A 15773-nucleotide genomic window follows, 5' to 3' on the forward strand; every position below is an offset into this window, starting at 1 on the left:
CCCAGTATGTCGCAGTCGTTTACTTGACTTCAGTGAAGTCCGCGTCAATCACGTCATCACCGCCGGGACCCGCCGGACCCGCGCCGCCCTCGGGGGGATTCTGCTGGTACATCCGGGTGGATAGGGCATAGATGGCCTGTTGGAGTTCTTCCTTCAGGGGCTTAACCCGGTCCATCTGACCACTGACTAAGACATCGCGCAGGTCCTTGACTAACCCCTCAATTTTTGACTTCTCCTCGGCTTCGACTTTATCGCCGAAGTCCTTGAGTTGCCGTTCAGCGGTGAAGACCAAGGCATCGGCTTCGTTGCGGAGGTCTACTTCTTCACGACGGGCTTTGTCGGTGGCGGAGTTGCGTTCTGCGTCGCTCACCATCCGCTCAACTTCGTTCTTATCGAGGGTAGAGGCCCCGGTGATGGTGATGGTCTGAGCCTTGTTGGAAGCCTTGTCACGGGCGGTGACGCTCAGGATGCCGTTGGCATCAATATCGAAGGTAACTTCGACTTGAGGCACGCCACGGGGAGCCGGCGGGATACCTTCCAACCGGAACCGACCCAGGGACTTGTTGTCGTTCGCCATCTCCCGTTCACCCTGGACCACGTGAATCTCCACGGAGGTCTGTCCATCGGCGGCGGTGGAGAAGGTTTCGGACTTCTTGGTGGGGATAGTGGTGTTGCGGTTGATGAGCTTGGTGCCGATCCCGCCCAGGGTTTCAACGCCCAGGGAGAGCGGGGTCACATCCAACAGCAGGATATCCTTCACCTCGCCCGACAAGACCCCAGCTTGAATTGCCGCACCGACCGCGACCACTTCATCGGGGTTGACCGTCTGGTTGGGTTCTTTACCCGTGATGCGCTTGACGATCTCTTTGATGGCGGGAATCCGGGTGGAACCGCCGACCAAGACCACTTCATCAATATCAGAAGCCTTCAAACCTGCATCATTAATGGCCTGGACCACAGGATTACGGCACCGCTCAATCAGGCTGGCGCAAATATTCTCGAACTGCCCACGGGTGAGCTTGAGTTCGAGGTGCTTGGGTCCCTCGGCGGTGGCGGTGATAAAAGGTAGGTTAATCGTGGTCTCGGTGACGGAAGAAAGCTCGATTTTGGCTTTCTCTGCCGCTTCGGTCAGCCGTTGGAGGGCCTGACGGTCGTTGCGGAGGTCAATGCCTTCGAGCTTCTTGAATTCACTCGACATCCAGTCCACGATGTATTGGTCAAAGTCGTCCCCGCCTAGGTGGGTGTCCCCGGAGGTGGACTTAACCTCAAATACCCCGTCATCCACATCCAGGACCGATACGTCAAAGGTCCCGCCCCCGAGGTCAAATACGAGGATGGTCTCACTACCTTTTTTGTCGAGTCCGTAGGCTAAAGCGGCGGCGGTGGGTTCGTTGATGATCCGCAATACGTCAATCCCAGCAATTTTGCCCGCATCTTTGGTGGCCTGCCGTTGGGCATCGTTGAAGTAGGCGGGGACAGTGATCACCGCTGCGGTAACTTTTTCGCCTAGGTAGGTGCTGGCATCATCAATTAATTTACGCAGGACCATGGCGGCGATCTCTTCCGGGGCCATTTCTTTGCCCGCCAAAGGACTGCTCAGTTTGACATTGCCATTACGGTCTTCGAGGACTTTATAAGGGACACGCTTGGCCTCTTCATTGACCTCACCAAACTTGCGCCCGATGAACCGTTTAACGGAGTAAAAAGTATTTTCAGCGTTTAGGACGGCTTGCCGACGGGCAATTTGTCCCACTGGACGCTCACTGTTCTTGGTGAAGGCCACTACCGAAGGCGTGGTCCGATTGCCCTCCGCGTTGGCAACCACCGTGGGTTGGCCCCCTTCGAGGACAGCTACCACCGAATTTGTTGTCCCCAGGTCAATGCCGACTACTTTTGCCATAGGTGTGCACCTCGTCCATGCGTGTTGGTCCCTGTTTCCAGGATACAGGCTGGCAGAATGAAAGCGTTGCCCTGAGTCGGCAAGCTCCAGGTTCCGGCCCGTTCCCTATATCTTAAACATATGAGTCAGTCTTTAGCAAGTCAATTGAGTAGCTTGCCACAGGCTTGTAGTTGGCGGGCTTCTTCGAGGAGAGCCACCACGAATTCACGGGCTTGTTGGGCGGAGTGGCCCCCGGCGAGTTGGGCCAATTCTTCGGTGCGGTCCCCTAGGTTTTCTAGGGCATCCACACTGACTTGGGTCTGGTCGTTGGTCACGGTTTTGCGGACCCGCCAGTGGGTATTCGCCATGGCTGCCACGAGGGGTTGGTGGGTGACACAGAGGACCTGACGTTCACGGGCCAAGGTTAAAAGGTGGACGGCCACAGCTTGGGCGACTTTACCGGAGACCCCGACATCAATTTCGTCAAAAATCAAGGTCGGGATAGCAGCCCCCAGCGTAACTTTGAGGGCCAACAGGAACCGGGCCATCTCACCCCCAGAGGCAACGCTTTTGAGGGGGGCGGGAGGTTGACCAGGGTTGGTGGTGAGTAAGTAGTTGATACGCTCCTGTCCATCAGGGCGCGGTGCAGTAGGCGTGAACTCGACGAGGAAACGGGCCTTTGCCATGCCCAGGGGGGCTAGGGACGCCCCCAATTGTTGTTCGAGTTGCAGGGCAGCTTGGCGGCGGCGTTGGCTCAAATGCTCACAAACTTGTTGGAGGGCTTGCAGAGTTTGGTCTACTTCGGTTTGGTATTGGGTGACGGGACTCGTGCCCTTGAGTTGTTGCCACTGCTGCTGGATGCGCTGTTGGTGGGCAATCACATCGGCAAGAGTCGGGCCATATTTCTGACAAATCTTTTTGAGGTCGCGCAGCCGTTGTTCGACTTGGGCCAAGCGGTCGGGGTCGGCTTCGAGTTGGTCGGTGTAGTGCTTGACTTGGCGGGCACATTCTTCGACTTGGACTAAGGCTTGACTGCTGAGTTCCACCAGCGGACCCAACTCGGGGTCATGGGTGCTCATCGCGGTCAAATAGCGTTGCACCTGGGTTAGCTGGTCCTGGATCGCTGGGTTATTGCGGTACAGGAGACCATAAACCATTTGCCCGTGCTGGGTCAGTTCGACCGTGTGCAGGAGGCGTTCTTGCTCCGCCTGTAAGTCTTCTTCTTCCTGGGGATCGCTGACCTTGGCCTGCTTGAGTTCCTGGTATTGCTGGCGCAGCAGGTCTTTTTGGCTCTGGTCCTGCTGCTGTTGTTGTTGGGCTTGATTCAGGCGAGTTTTGGCCTGTTGCCAGTCTTCGTAATGGGCGCGGACTTGGACTAAAAGGGACTCACTCTGGGCAAAACGGTCAAGTAAAGCAAGCTGAAATTCCGGTTGTTGTAAGGTCGAGGTCTGACCCTGGGCGGTGAAATCAATTAGGATTTCTCGCAACTGCTGGACGATATGCTGATTGACCAAAACTCCATTTACTCGCGAGCGACTGGCGCGGGCGGAGACTTCCCGGCTGATGACCAATTCATCCGAGGGGTCTAGTTCCTGCTGAGTCAACCACTGTTCTAGGGCGGGACTCGTCGTAAACGTCGCCTCAAGGGTGGCCTTGGTCGCACCGGGCCGGATCACCGTCGCTGTCAGTTTCCCACCCAGTACCCCGTCTACCGCATCCAGCAGGATCGACTTACCCGCCCCGGTCTCCCCAGTCAAAACGGTTAAGCCCTGTTGGAAATGTAGATCCAGACGGTTGACCAGGATGAAATTCTCAATCGTAAGCCGCTTGAGCATACCCCCCATTCTAAGGGGCAACCCCCGACCTCAAGTTCCCAAAGCGGTGCGGTACTTCAGAATTTGCCCTTGTCACCCTTGCTCCATTGTGATATCTCAATAAGGAAAGGGATTGCCCGTGTGCTCGTCGCAGCCTACCCATACCAGAAGCCATGCTAACCAACGACCTCGCCCGACCTGTTCAAGAGCTTTTTGCAACCCGGAGGACCGCCCCTCTCATCCTTGACGTACGCCGAACCGAGGCTTTTGAGGCAGCAGACCGGATCATCGCCTGTGCCCAACGGGGCGCACCTGAACAGCTTGAGCAATGGGCTACAACCTTATCCCCGGTCCAAGCGGTAGTGGTCTACTGTGTGCATGGTGGGCAGGTGAGCCAAACCGTAGCGCAGACCCTACGCGCCAAAGGTATCGCAGCCCATTACTTGAAAGGCGGGATTACGGCTTGGCAAGAGGCGGGTAGACCCACAGTGCGGAAACACGAGTACATCCGTACTTCAGGAACTAAACCAACGCTCTGGGTGACGCGGGAACGCCCCAAAATTGACCGAGTTGCCTGTCCTTGGTTGATCCGTCGTTTCATTGACCGCCAAGCTGAATTTCTCTACGTACCCACGGCTGAAGTATTAACGGTGGCTGCCACTACTGGGGCAATACCCTTTGATATTCCGGGTGTGCATTTCTCCCATGAAGGCGATTTGTGTAGTTTTGATAGCTTCATCCGACATTTCGATTTAGTAGACCCGCCCTTACAGCAATTAGCCCGGATTGTGCGCGGAGCCGACACCTCCCGCCACGACCTCACCCCCCAATCCCCCGGACTCTTCGCCCTTGCGTTGGGTCTCGCCGCTGTGTTTGAAGATGACCAAGAAGTTTTACAGCATGGTCTAGTCCTGTACGACGCGCTGTACGCTTGGTGCGGTGAGTGTCAAGCCGAGACGCACAACTGGCCCCCGTCCTAACGTTGATTCTTAATGCGAGCTAATCCTTGCTGAAGAGTCCACTTAAAAAACCGCCGTCTTTTTTGACTTTTTCGCTGCGGAGTTTGGCGAGTTTCTCTAGTAGGTCGCGTTCTTCGCCGCTCAACTTGGTGGGGATCGCTACTTTTACGGTCAGATAATGATCGCCGCGCCGCGCTAGGTTGTTAAGTCGGGGCACGCCCTTACCACGTAGGGTGATGATGGTTCCGGGTTGAGTACCGGCTGGGATGTCTACTTCCTGCTCACTGTCAGTCGCCTCCAGGATAGGCACCGTGACCCGTGCCCCAAAGATGGCTTGGAGGTAGGAAACCGAGACTTCTGAACTAATATCCATCCCGTTGCGCTGGAAAATTGGGTGTTCCTCAATCGCAAGGTCCACGTAGAGGTCTCCGGCCGGTCCGCCACGCAGACCGGCGTTCCCTTCTCCTGAGACCCTGAGCCGATTCCCCTCATCCACACCGGGCGGGATGCTGACCTTGGTGGTCCGTTGGACTACCTGACGGCCTCGACCATTACAGGTAGTACAGGGGTCTTGGATCGTTTGACCCGTGCCACCGCAGGTGGGACAAGCCGCAACCTGGGTGAAAACGCCAAAGGGGGTGCGGGCGGCCTGTCGAACTTGACCTTGACCGTTACAGGTCCGGCAGGTGATGGGACCGCTGCCTGGTTTAGCCCCAGAACCCTTACAGGTCTTACAGGACTCCAGATGGTCGAACTGGACTTCCTTTTCACAACCAAAGGCTGATTCAACAAAACTCAAGGAGAGGTCCAACCGCAAATCATCCCCACGCACCGGACCCCGATTCGACCGTCCCTGCGCTCCACCAAAAATACTGCCAAAGGCTTCAAAAATATCGCCCACGGTCTCATAGCCCGCCGCCCCGCCGCCAGCCCCCGTTACCCCTGCTTCCCCATAGCGGTCATAGCGTGCTCGTTTCTCTTCGTCGGAGAGGACTTCATAGGCTTGGTTAATTTCTTTGAATAATTCTTCGGCTCCCGGGTCCTTGTTCACATCTGGGTGATACTTACGGGCTTGTTTGCGGTAACTCTGTTTGATTTCTTCTTGACTGGCGTTGCGGTTGACAGCCAACAAGTCGTAATAGTCACGCGCCATGGGCAATTCCAGTAGGGGTCAGGGCCTTGTATTAACTATTGTTACCCACAACGGCCTATCCAGCAACCACGCCCTAGCTACAATAGGCCGATGGCGACCCACCCTTGGCAGCAGCAACAGCACGTCCTTACCTGCGACCTGTTGGCCTCCTGGCCCCATGGTTTCTTCACCCGGAGCGTGGGCAATAACCCTACGCAGTGTGCCCGTCACTTGGGTTTGGCTGAGGGGTATGGTCTCCAGCAGATCCATGGTGCTGAGGTTCTCACCCCGGACCAACTCCCCGGTCAAGGGGACGCGCTCTTGAGTACCCAGGCGGGGATTTTAGTTTGTGTTGCCAGTGCGGATTGTGTCCCGGTCCTAGTCGCAGCAACCGGGGTCGTGGCTGCGGTCCATGCCGGTTGGCGCGGGACGGCCCAGGAGATTTTACCCAAGGTTCTCTATCGTTTTCAGCAATTGGGTGTAGATTTAGGAACTGTCCGGGTTGCCATCGGTCCCGCAATCAGTGAGCCGCGCTATCCCGTGGGTGAAGACGTCGCCCAAGCCGTCCTCCAGACCCTAGGCCAGACTCAGCCCACCACCCACCTTGATCTCAAAACCATCAACTGCGCCCAAGCCTTGGCTCAAGGCGTCCGCCCCGAAAATATTGCGGTCAGTCCCCTCTGCACTTACGACGAAAAAGACCTGTTCTTCTCCTACCGCCGCGATGGACGAACCGGGGTCCAACTCTCCGGGATTGCTTGCCCTTACGTAAATATCTAACTCTCCTGTCTAAGGGAGACTGCGGTTAATGCTGAGGGCTGAGAATTTAGTGTGAATTGGCGTAAGTCTTTATTGCTCTTTCTTTTCGGTCAAACCAATTATGAAATTACGGTGATAAACCTTAACTCATGTAGGGCCTAGGAGCCTATAACAGTACACTCTCGACCGTTGGATACGGTTAATTACGTAAGCTAAATACTGTATCTGTACGGTGGTTAACCTAGTTGAATGCTGGGTTAATAGATACAGAACTCCATAAGGTAACGTCCGCGATGCACTCCAGCAAGCTAGCCAGTTTAGGAGCCATTCTCCTCGGATCAGCTTTGGTCAACTTGACGAGCGTTCAAGCTCAAACACTGTTTTCTATCCCTCCTCAAGATATCTATGAGCAATGCACTAATCCCAGACTGGCTGAGAACCCAGTGCGGTACGAATTCTGCAATAACATCATCTTCCCCTACGTGTGTACTTATATTGCTGGTACAACCGGACTTATCACTGACCCGCTCCTTGCCCAGTGGGTAACGGATTGTGAAGTCTGGACGGATAAAGTTAGCTCCCCCCCGCCCGGTAAAGTCAGCTCGCCCCCGCCGGGCTAGGCATGACCATGAAGTGTCCCATGCAGCCCTGTTCTGCCACGTGGTCCTGGTGGGGATGGAACATATACATTCCTGGAAACCGATAGCTGAACTCCAGAATGTGCCGCTCTGCCGTCCCCATGGTGATGACATCGGCTTCAAGCTGGGGGGTCAGGGTCCGTCCGGTCGGGTAAACCTGGAACATATTGGCATGGAGATGGAAGGTCACTACCGGGTCCCACTCAATCATATTGAGTAAGTAAAGGCGGATCAGTTGGTTTTGGGCAATGGGAATGGGCTGGTCCCGGTAGACGTTGGGCAGCCCGTTGAAGGCGTAAAATTCGTTTTGCTGGTCTTCATTCACATCGTAGGCTCCCATCACCAGCACCAGTTCATCGGCAGGCGGGCGACCACCGGGCGGGTCAATGATGAAGAGTCCGTACAGCCCCTTCCCTACGTGCCGGGTAACTGGGGCGACATGGCAGTGATAGAGGTGGATGCCATAGGGTTCCGCATCGAACTCGTAGACCGTTGTTTTACCGTTACGCACCGGGCGCACCCCGTCCATCTCGGCCCGGTGGATGCCGTGAAAATGCATCGAGTGACTATGCCCGCCCTGATTCTGAAAAATGACCCGCACCCGTTCACCCGCTTGGACCCTGAGCGTCGGACCGGGGACGCGCCCATTGAAATTCCAACTGTTGAAAGTGACCACGGAGTTGAGTTGGAGGACCGAGGTCCCCGCCGTGATCTGGAACTCCCGCACGTTCCGTCCATTCTCCTGTTTGAGGATACCCTGGTCAAAGTCGCGGACTAGAGCTAGCGACGCGCCCTGGGGAACGGGGGGTACCCGCACGGCGGTAGGCCGGGTCAACCAAGCCGTTCCACCCGCCAACCCGGCGGCCCCGGCTAGACCACCGAGGAGCAGTGACCGTCGTTGCCATTTCATACGCCGTACTTTTGGAACCAGACGATGAGCCGTTGAAAGCCATCCTGGGCGGGTTTTTCACGGTAACTGGGACGATAATCGGCGTGAAAGCCGTGGGGAGCTTCAGGGTAGACCACGATTTCTGAGGGGTTATTGGCAGCTTTGATAGCCTTCTGCATCTGCTCCACATCACTCACCGGGATACCTTTGTCATCCCCGCCATACAGCCCGAGGACAGGGATGCGCAGGGCGGGTACGACTTCCAAGGGGTACTTGGGTTGTAGGGGTGTTGCCTCACCCACCAAACGTCCATACCAAGCCACGCCCGCCCGGACTCTGGGATTGTAGGCACTGTAGAGCCAGACGATGCGCCCACCCCAGCAGAAGCCCGTCACCGCCAGTCGGTCGCCGTTGGCTGTCCCCGTTTTGACGGCGTAGGCCACGGTTGCATCTAGGTCAGTCATGACTTGGGCATCGGGGACCTGTCGGACAATAGCTTGGATTTCATTAATATCTTTGAGCTTGGTCACATCACCCTGACGGGCGAAAAGCTCCGGGGCAATGGCGTAGTAACCCCGTTTGGCAAGCCGGCGACAGACATCGCGGATGTGCTCATGGACCCCAAAAATCTCCTGCACCACCAGCACCAACGGGAATGGCCCTAATCCTTCGGGCCGCGCTTGATAGGCGGGGATCTCACTATCACCCACGGGAATTTTAACCTCGCCCACCACTAGGCCCTGGGTATCTGTGGTGATAACCGACGCTGCCACGGGTAGTATGGCCTGGGAAAAACCCACTGTCAACGCTGTTACTATCACTTCCCGGCGTGACCATATATCCATTACTGAACTCCTGTGGCTTGCGTGACGATTTTACTCAGCTAAGACTTGTTTCTCAACCTAGAGCTATTTTAATAAAATAACTGCATCAACCGCGCCGTGCTGGTCCATGAGTCCTAGTTTGAAGTCCGTAGCGGTCAGATCCTGGTTAATAGGCGGAGACGAGGGCAAAGACCATGCTCACCCGATTCGGGTGATGCAGCGCGTCGAGGGTCGGGGGGGAGGCAGCAAAAATGGTTGCGCTGTTGCATGACGTAGTAGCGGACAGCGCGTGGACGTTGCAAGCTCTGCTCAAGGCGGGATTTTTGGCAGAAGTGGTGGCGGGTGTGGACGGCTTGACGAAACGTGCCGAGGCGGAAGGCAGCGAGGCCAGTTACGACCGCTTCATTGCCCGCGCCGCCCAGAACCCACGGTCGAAAATAGTAAAAATTGCCGATCTGGAGGACATGGATATTCGCCGCCGGCGAGAGGTGACCTCGTATACTATGTCCGGTCACGCAAACGAGCCTCCTTGATGTCTACCCCAAAAAAGATCCGTGTTGACGCTGAAGAAATCAAATACTTGGTCAACGGTGGTGAAGTATACGGTGTGTGGGCGGAGAAATCGCCTGCTCCCTGTGTGTTGGTTCGCTTAGGTAGGCAGGTGGAGTACAACCCGCCGAGTTCGCTGAACAAGCAGGAGTTGACTTACTGGAAGTTCGTCGGGTGCCGGGTGTTTTTCGCAGCTAGTTTCACGGACCTTGAACAGAACAAGGGGATAAGTTTAGGTGTACTGGAAACCGTCATCTTCTACCAATAAAGTCGAGAAGTTGAAGTGTGCTTTCCCTGCTGGGTTCAGCTAGCAGTAGGCTGGGTGGCGCGAGTTCTCTTTCTGGGTAAACCGTCTAAGTAAATTGGGTTGTATTTGAACTTCCCCTCATTTTCAGCAAAGAACTTACCAATGTCGGCTTCGGGCACGTCCACCCAAGTGCCATTGAGCATCTCAATACGTAGCTTCTGCACGGCATTCTACTCCCAGGGCCAAGTAAGGCAATTGTGGCATACTCTGACTGAGCAGGATGCTAGGCGGCTCAATAAGTATCTGCGGGCATGGCGGTTCCTCACTGATGCTTCATTATTATTGTGATTTTTGAAGCTGAGCTTTTAGCGTTAGATTGATGGTGAGCGGATCGCTGGGGATGCTGGCAGGTATGGGTTTGAGCACAATGCGTCGGAGAGCGAGGAGGGCGGCTTTGTCAATCGCCTTATCTCCTGAGGACTTAATAACTTTGGCATCAAAGAGCTTGCCGTCACGGGCAACACTGAACCCCACGCTCAGTTGAAAGGGCCGACTAACCCGGGGCGGCTGCCAATTACGGAGGACGGTCTCCCGCAGTTCAGTCAAGTAGTTGGCATCACGGCTGGTCACTGGGGCTGGGCCTACAGAGGGGATATTGAGGAGCGGACCAAAGGACATCCGACCCGTCATCATCGCCTCCGTCGTCGAGGCTGTGGGTAACGGAGGGAAGGGAGAACCGCTGAGAATACGGATCACTTTTTGGTCGAGGTCCGGGCTGCCGAAGGATTTGAGGATACGAGTGCCCTTGAGTTCGCCTTGACCATTGAGACGAACTTCTACTTCACCTTGGGTCTTGAGGGGGAGGAGCATGACTTTTTGGCGCACCCGTTCGCCAACTTTGGCCCAATAATCGTTGACCGTACGGGCGGGTGGAAAAGTAAGGCTAAATTGCAGGTCCGTGGTTGAGGGCAGGGGGGCAAAGGGCGCGAGTTGCTTGACCATTGCCAGCACTTGTCCATCGTAAACCGGGTCCCCGAAGGACTTAATCACCTGGAGGTCCTGGAGGTCCCCATTGGCTCTGAGGTCAAAGCGGAGAACACCCGGTTGATTGAACTGGGTGGACGGGAGGTTAGCGCGGATACGTTCACTGAGAGCTTGGGTGTAGTCGCGGATCGCGGGGGTGGCGGTCATGGCGACGGCGGGTCCATAGGCGAAATTCCCTAAAACCTCACCGTCGGCAGCCACTTGAGGGACGGGCGCAAAAGGGGCCAAATCTTCCATCAAGCGGCCCATCTGTAGGTCGGCCTCCTTACTGCCGAAGGAGCGCACAATCCGATAGCCCTTCAATTCTCCACCCCCACGGATACTGACCTCAATTTCACCAAGGGCCGTCAGGGGAACCCTGGCTAGATTCTGGCGGATGCGTTGGTCCAAGCGGTCAATGTAGTCCTTGAAAGTGGCGGGAGGTAGGTAACTCAATTCAAATTCAACTTGGGGGTAGGTAGACGGGAGGGGCGCGAAGGGAGCTAGGTTCTGGATTGCCGTCACCACCTGCGCGTCATAAGCCGGGTCGCCAAAGGATTGCTTGATGCGGACGGCTTGGAGTTGACCAGGACTCGTAATCGTTAAAATGACAATACCCTTTTGTTTAAATAACTCCGAGTTAGGTAAGGCTTTGATAATGCGGTTACTAACACTCTGCATGTAGGGCCGGAGGGCTTCACGGGTGGCATTTTGAGGGCCTTGACCGACAGCAGCGGTCAATTGATTCGCAACCAAGCGCACCTGTTGGTCTTGGATAGCAATACAGGCACTTTGACGACCCCGCTCCCGGTAGCGACACTCGGGCGGGGTTTCTAGGAAACAGATGTAGGTGAGCGGAGCCATGAGGTTACATTTTTCACTATCCGGGGTATGTTCTAGACCCAGCGCGTGACCGATTTCATGCATGAGAGTTGCCCGTAAGTCCAGTTCATCATTGACCACTAACCGATAGCGAGCTTGCGGCGGCGCGGCTCCAGCTTCCAAGAGAACGATTTTGTTAGCTAATTCATTCTTTTTGAGGGCCATGTTAATCTGCCCGACGCGCTGGCCCTGACCGGGCGTAAAGTAACCCGTGGTCAGAATGGCGGTCTCTTGATTCGCTTCGTCTAGGCTGAAACTGTCTACGGTTTCCACGAGGAGGTCGGCTTGCTGGGGGCTGTCCACGAGGACCAAAAACCCCAATTTCTCTAGCTCTTGAGCATCTGCCATACTCCGATTCTTGGTCAAGACCAGGGTGTAGAGAGTGTCCTGTGGTTTGGGAGGCAATTCGACGAGGAGGCGGTTCCAGTCTAAAACTCCCTGGCGTAGGGCCTGGAGAACTGGGTCGGGAACGGCTTGGGGACTGCCCTTGAGGACGGGATTGATATAGACCTTGATGGGAAAGTCCCCCGCATCCCAGGCTTGGACGGGTTGGACCGCTAACAGGAGCAATAGCGCATTAGCCAGTACAGAACGGCTAGACAGCATTGGTGAAACTCAAAAATACGTCCCTAGTGTAAACGAGGACTGGACAACCTTCGTAAAGATTTCAAGGCCATATTTTGATAGTTCAACGTTTTTAGCTTGCCTTGAGTTGGCATATGGACAAAGTAGGAATGAAACATCACCATGACTTTACATGGACGCAATAAGACCGCTTCAGTAGCAAGTTTCGATATTAGATGAAGGTTAGGTACCCTCAACTTCGTGTGCGTTCTGTACTAGGTATTCTCTGCCATCCTTCAACGCCTTTGTCACATACTCTGCTAGTTTCGCAGATTCAGTATCACGAAGTACCGACAACGTCGCAATTCGCTGATACTCATAGCCCGTGTCCCATGCCCGGACCGCAAGTTTCTCTGCCTGCGATGATTCTAGTACTCCGAGCGCAAGAAGGGCTCGCCTGCTTACGTATTCATCTGCGTCTGTCACAAAGTGCAAAAGGATAGCTTCAGCTTGTTCCTTCTGGTTAGACAGGCTGCCTAGCTGGTAGGCCAATTGCCACTTTGTCTCTGCTTCAGCTGATGCAACCGCCAGTTCCGAGAGCTTCAGTAGTATACTGGGGTTGCTCGCCACCTCTTCTGAACTTCTCAATTTGTTGTTGTAGTGCCATGGCAATAGCCTACCTTGCGCTTAACGAGGACGTTAGTAATTTAAATTTTCTTTAAGTCGTAAAACTAGAATCTAGGATAGCTCAGGGAGAACAGGCCCTTAGGATTCGGACTGTCAAGGGCACAATAGAGACGAACTATCCGCAGGGACACCATGGCTCAATTTGAGATTTTGGAGCGCGAAGAGTTGCGGCTTGTCAAAGTAACCCTGACTAATGAGACCGTCCGTACTGAGTCCGGCGCACTGTATTACATGATTGGACCGCTCACTATGGAGACCAAGGCCCCCTCAGCGGGGAGCTTCCTCAAGTCCTTAGCGACGGCTGAGACGGTTTTTCGGCCCACCTACACGGGCACGGGCGAACTTTTTCTAGAGCCGTCCTTTGCTTCTTTTCATGTACTGGAACTGAACAATGAGGAATGGGTCCTGGACCGGGGCGCGTACTGGGCTTCGGAAGCGGGGATCACCGTGGATGCCTACCGCGACAAAGTGATGACTAGCCTCATGTCAGGCGAGGGTTTCCTCAACTTTCAGACCAAAATCAAAGGGACGGGTCAGGTCGTCTTGGTGGCCCAAGGTCCGGTACAAGTGCTGCATCTCAACAATGACAAACTGGTGGTGGATGGCAGTTTCGCCGTCGCCCGGACCCTGAGCCTGGATTACAGTGTGGAACGCGCCACTAAATCGCTGTTTGGAACCATGAGCTCAGGCGAATTTTTAGTCAATACCTACCGGGGGACAGGGACGGTATTAATCGCCCCTTTTCCTAACCGCAACTTGCGCTTGATTGAGACAATTCGTGGATTACTACCAACTTCCCAAAGTCCAGGTTAGTTCGCGGTTTGTTTCTCGGATACCTGGAGGATAGTCATGGGGACGGCAGTGGCTTCCGTCAGGGCGAGGGGAGCTTGACGGGTGACAGATTCGAGGTAAACCCCGGTCAAGATCTCAGGTACCTGCTTCATTTGGTGGGGAATTGTGTAGTAACGGTGGGACTTCTGGATCGTCTGATAGCGTTCCCGGAAGTCCTCGTTCCCAATTTTTTTGCGGAGCTTGATGATGGCATCAATAATAGCTTCGGGCCGGGGCGGGCAACCGGGTAAGTACACATCCACGGGGAATAGTTTATCCACCCCACGCACCGTCGTGTAGGAGTCCGTCGAGAACATCCCGCCCGTAATGGTGCAGGCTCCCATGGCAATGACGTACTTGGGTTCTGCCATTTGTTCGTAGAGTTTGACCAAGGGCGGGGCCATTTTCATATTGACCGTGCCAGCCGTAATCAAGAGGTCGGCTTGGCGGGGGGTGGCGCGGGGGACCAAGCCAATGCGGTCAAAGTCATAGCGCGAACCCAGCAGGGCCGCAAACTCAATAAAACAACAGGCGGTCCCGTAGAGCATGGGCCACAGACTCGATAGACGCGCCCAGTTGTACAGGTCATTTACGCTCGTCAGGATGACGCTGTTGGAAATATCGGTAGTTACTTCCGGTCGCTGGGGCGGGTTAATCAGCTTGGCAACATCCATGACAGTCCTCTAGTTGGCAGCTTGCTCGTCTATTTTGGCACGTTTGCAAATGAGGGCCAATTCCACACGCTCGGGGGCAACGGTGGTCACGGCGGTGGTTACGTCTTTCCCGAAAAAAGTATCGAGCTTGGCTTGGCGTTTTTGCCATTTCGCCAAGGGGACATGGTGGGAGTCAAATTGTAAAACTAGGGCATACCGCCCGTCTTGGTCGGTCTCGTGGTAGCCAATCAGCTTGGGCAACTCAGTATCGGATTTCACCCCTAGGCCCAAGGCGTGTAACTGGTCTTGCATATGGGTTTCTTTGAGGTAAACGTATTTATTGATATCGCGCAGGATCTCTTTTTGGATGGTCGTCCGTTGGGTACGTAAGGCCTCAATATCAGCGGGGGGTGCGGTGGTCGTTGGGATGGGGCGACGCTCGGTGATGCGGAGGACGAAATAAGCAGGCCAAATAAAACTGATATAGGTAATCCCAAATAGTCCTAAGTTGGCCTGTAGATCCGGGTCACTGATAAAAAAATAACTCCCCACGAATAAACCCGAGAGGACCAAAGCCGCCAACAGTACCAAGTTCGCCAAGGAAGCTACCATTTTAACCCCGTCCCAGTCCTCTTTTGATTGTACCGAGATGCTTACAATTGAAAAGGCCCGAAATTCTGGAGAAACTCATGGACCAACCCTTGAGCAAAGAAGCCATGATCCGCAAAATTAAAGCGGGTGAGGCAGCGCAGGTAGATTTTTACGAGGCGGACCTCCTTCGGGCCGACCTCGCGGGGGTGAACCTCCGCGATTTAGAGCTAGTTCGTAGCCATTTTGTCTTGGCGGACCTCCAAGATAGTTGTCTAGCGGGGGCTAATCTCAGTCGGGCTTGGTTAATTGGGGCGGATTTACAGCGGGCCGACCTACAAGGGGCGAACCTGCGCGATGCCAACCTGGAAGCAGCTGTTTTGGATAATGCCAACTTGGAAGGTACGGACCTCTCACGGGCGAACCTGCGCGGTTGCCAGTTGTGTGGGGCGAACCTGCGCGGGGCGGACCTCTCGCGGGCGGACCTGTCTGGGGCCAGACTTGATGGCGCGGACCTATCTGGAGCTGTCCTCCGCGACAGTATCCTCATGGAAACTCAGTTGGGCTGGGTGAATTTGAGTGGAGCCGACGTGAGCCGTGCGCGTCTTGACGGAGCCTTCTTCAATGATGAAACCCAGGTCCAAGGGACGGATTTCTATAACTGTAATGGTCTGGCTCTAAACCTGGGTCTAGTCCTCGCTGAACGGGGAGCTAACGGGCTAGACCAGTTTCGTCCCCCTGTGGAGACCAATGGCTTAGGAACGATGGTCCAAGCGCAAGCGGCAGGTTAATTTAATTTATTGAAAAGCCCCACTGTTCTCACGGTGGGGCTTTTGCCTTTAGGGAGTGCGGGGC

General features: G+C 55.0%; 17 protein-coding genes. 7 read left to right on the forward strand and 10 right to left on the reverse strand.

What is annotated here, in order from left to right; genetic code table 11:
- Window positions 1-19 precede the first annotated feature (19 nt).
- On the reverse strand, window positions 20-1900 hold the full coding sequence (gene dnaK / locus HFM78_RS15380; protein WP_287130336.1) for a molecular chaperone DnaK: 1881 nt from the start codon (window positions 1898-1900) through the stop codon (window positions 20-22).
- A gap of 140 nt (window positions 1901-2040) precedes the next feature.
- A complete protein-coding gene (recN, locus tag HFM78_RS15385) occupies window positions 2041-3714 on the reverse strand; it encodes a DNA repair protein RecN (protein WP_287130337.1) in 1674 nt (557 codons plus the stop codon).
- Between the two features lie 152 nt (window positions 3715-3866).
- Here recN and HFM78_RS15390 point away from each other — a divergent pair, with 152 nt between their 5' ends.
- A complete protein-coding gene (locus tag HFM78_RS15390; protein WP_287130338.1) occupies window positions 3867-4673 on the forward strand; it encodes a chromate resistance protein ChrB domain-containing protein in 807 nt (268 codons plus the stop codon).
- Between the two features lie 19 nt (window positions 4674-4692).
- On the opposite strand, the gene dnaJ is transcribed toward HFM78_RS15390, so the two are convergent.
- Window positions 4693-5805: a molecular chaperone DnaJ gene (dnaJ, locus tag HFM78_RS15395; protein ID WP_287130339.1), complete on the reverse strand. Its 1113-nt coding sequence runs from the start codon at window positions 5803-5805 to the stop codon at window positions 4693-4695.
- A gap of 90 nt (window positions 5806-5895) precedes the next feature.
- Here dnaJ and HFM78_RS15400 point away from each other — a divergent pair, with 90 nt between their 5' ends.
- Both HFM78_RS15400 and HFM78_RS15405 read left to right on the forward strand, forming a co-directional pair.
- A complete protein-coding gene (locus HFM78_RS15400; protein ID WP_287130340.1) occupies window positions 5896-6564 on the forward strand; it encodes a polyphenol oxidase family protein in 669 nt (222 codons plus the stop codon).
- A gap of 272 nt (window positions 6565-6836) precedes the next feature.
- Window positions 6837-7163 carry a hypothetical protein gene (locus HFM78_RS15405; protein WP_287130341.1) on the forward strand — a complete coding sequence of 109 codons (327 nt, stop codon included), beginning with the start codon at window positions 6837-6839 and terminating at the stop codon, window positions 7161-7163.
- Here the strand turns inward: HFM78_RS15405 and HFM78_RS15410 are convergent.
- The gene (locus HFM78_RS15410) at window positions 7141-8091 is read right to left on the reverse strand and encodes a multicopper oxidase domain-containing protein (protein ID WP_287130342.1); all 951 of its coding nucleotides are present in this window, start codon (window positions 8089-8091) and stop codon (window positions 7141-7143) included. The genes HFM78_RS15405 and HFM78_RS15410 overlap by 23 nt on opposite strands.
- On the reverse strand, window positions 8088-8915 hold the full coding sequence (locus HFM78_RS15415; protein ID WP_287130343.1) for a dienelactone hydrolase family protein: 828 nt from the start codon (window positions 8913-8915) through the stop codon (window positions 8088-8090). Before HFM78_RS15415 ends, HFM78_RS15410 begins: the two co-directional genes overlap by 4 nt.
- Before the next feature lie 230 nt (window positions 8916-9145).
- On the opposite strand from HFM78_RS15415, the gene HFM78_RS15420 reads away from it, so the two are divergent.
- Window positions 9146-9427, forward strand: a complete 282-nt coding sequence (locus HFM78_RS15420; protein WP_287130344.1) for a hypothetical protein — start codon at window positions 9146-9148, stop codon at window positions 9425-9427.
- Window positions 9427-9711: a hypothetical protein gene (locus HFM78_RS15425; protein ID WP_287130345.1), complete on the forward strand. Its 285-nt coding sequence runs from the start codon at window positions 9427-9429 to the stop codon at window positions 9709-9711. The genes HFM78_RS15420 and HFM78_RS15425 overlap by 1 nt, the downstream gene beginning before the upstream one ends.
- 35 nt (window positions 9712-9746) lie before the next feature.
- Here HFM78_RS15425 and HFM78_RS15430 read toward each other — a convergent pair whose 3' ends face one another.
- From HFM78_RS15430 to HFM78_RS15440, 3 genes are all read right to left on the reverse strand, one after another.
- Window positions 9747-9914, reverse strand: coding sequence for a hypothetical protein (locus HFM78_RS15430; RefSeq protein ID WP_287130346.1), 168 nt, complete (start codon window positions 9912-9914; stop codon window positions 9747-9749).
- A 115-nt stretch (window positions 9915-10029) separates the two neighbouring features.
- Entirely contained in the window at window positions 10030-12201 is a 2172-nt protein-coding gene (locus HFM78_RS15435; protein ID WP_287130347.1) for a TonB family protein, read from the reverse strand.
- A gap of 201 nt (window positions 12202-12402) precedes the next feature.
- Window positions 12403-12807 carry a hypothetical protein gene (locus tag HFM78_RS15440; protein ID WP_287130348.1) on the reverse strand — a complete coding sequence of 135 codons (405 nt, stop codon included), beginning with the start codon at window positions 12805-12807 and terminating at the stop codon, window positions 12403-12405.
- Window positions 12808-12978: 171 nt separating this feature from the next.
- On the opposite strand from HFM78_RS15440, the gene HFM78_RS15445 reads away from it, so the two are divergent.
- Window positions 12979-13659, forward strand: coding sequence for an AIM24 family protein (locus HFM78_RS15445; RefSeq protein WP_287130349.1), 681 nt, complete (start codon window positions 12979-12981; stop codon window positions 13657-13659).
- Here HFM78_RS15445 and HFM78_RS15450 read toward each other — a convergent pair.
- A complete protein-coding gene (locus tag HFM78_RS15450; RefSeq protein WP_287130350.1) occupies window positions 13656-14351 on the reverse strand; it encodes an NADH dehydrogenase subunit K in 696 nt (231 codons plus the stop codon). The genes HFM78_RS15445 and HFM78_RS15450 overlap by 4 nt on opposite strands.
- 9 nt (window positions 14352-14360) lie before the next feature.
- Window positions 14361-14942 carry a DUF2854 domain-containing protein gene (locus tag HFM78_RS15455; RefSeq protein WP_287130351.1) on the reverse strand — a complete coding sequence of 194 codons (582 nt, stop codon included), beginning with the start codon at window positions 14940-14942 and terminating at the stop codon, window positions 14361-14363.
- A gap of 77 nt (window positions 14943-15019) precedes the next feature.
- Between HFM78_RS15455 and HFM78_RS15460 the strand changes: the two genes are divergently transcribed.
- Window positions 15020-15709: a pentapeptide repeat-containing protein gene (locus HFM78_RS15460; RefSeq protein WP_287130352.1), complete on the forward strand. Its 690-nt coding sequence runs from the start codon at window positions 15020-15022 to the stop codon at window positions 15707-15709.
- Window positions 15710-15773 lie beyond the last annotated feature (64 nt).

Origin of the sequence: Candidatus Cyanaurora vandensis (assembly GCF_013285555.1) — a bacterium.
In the GTDB taxonomy this organism is placed as follows: domain Bacteria; phylum Cyanobacteriota; class Cyanobacteriia; order Gloeobacterales; family Anthocerotibacteraceae; genus Cyanaurora; species Cyanaurora vandensis.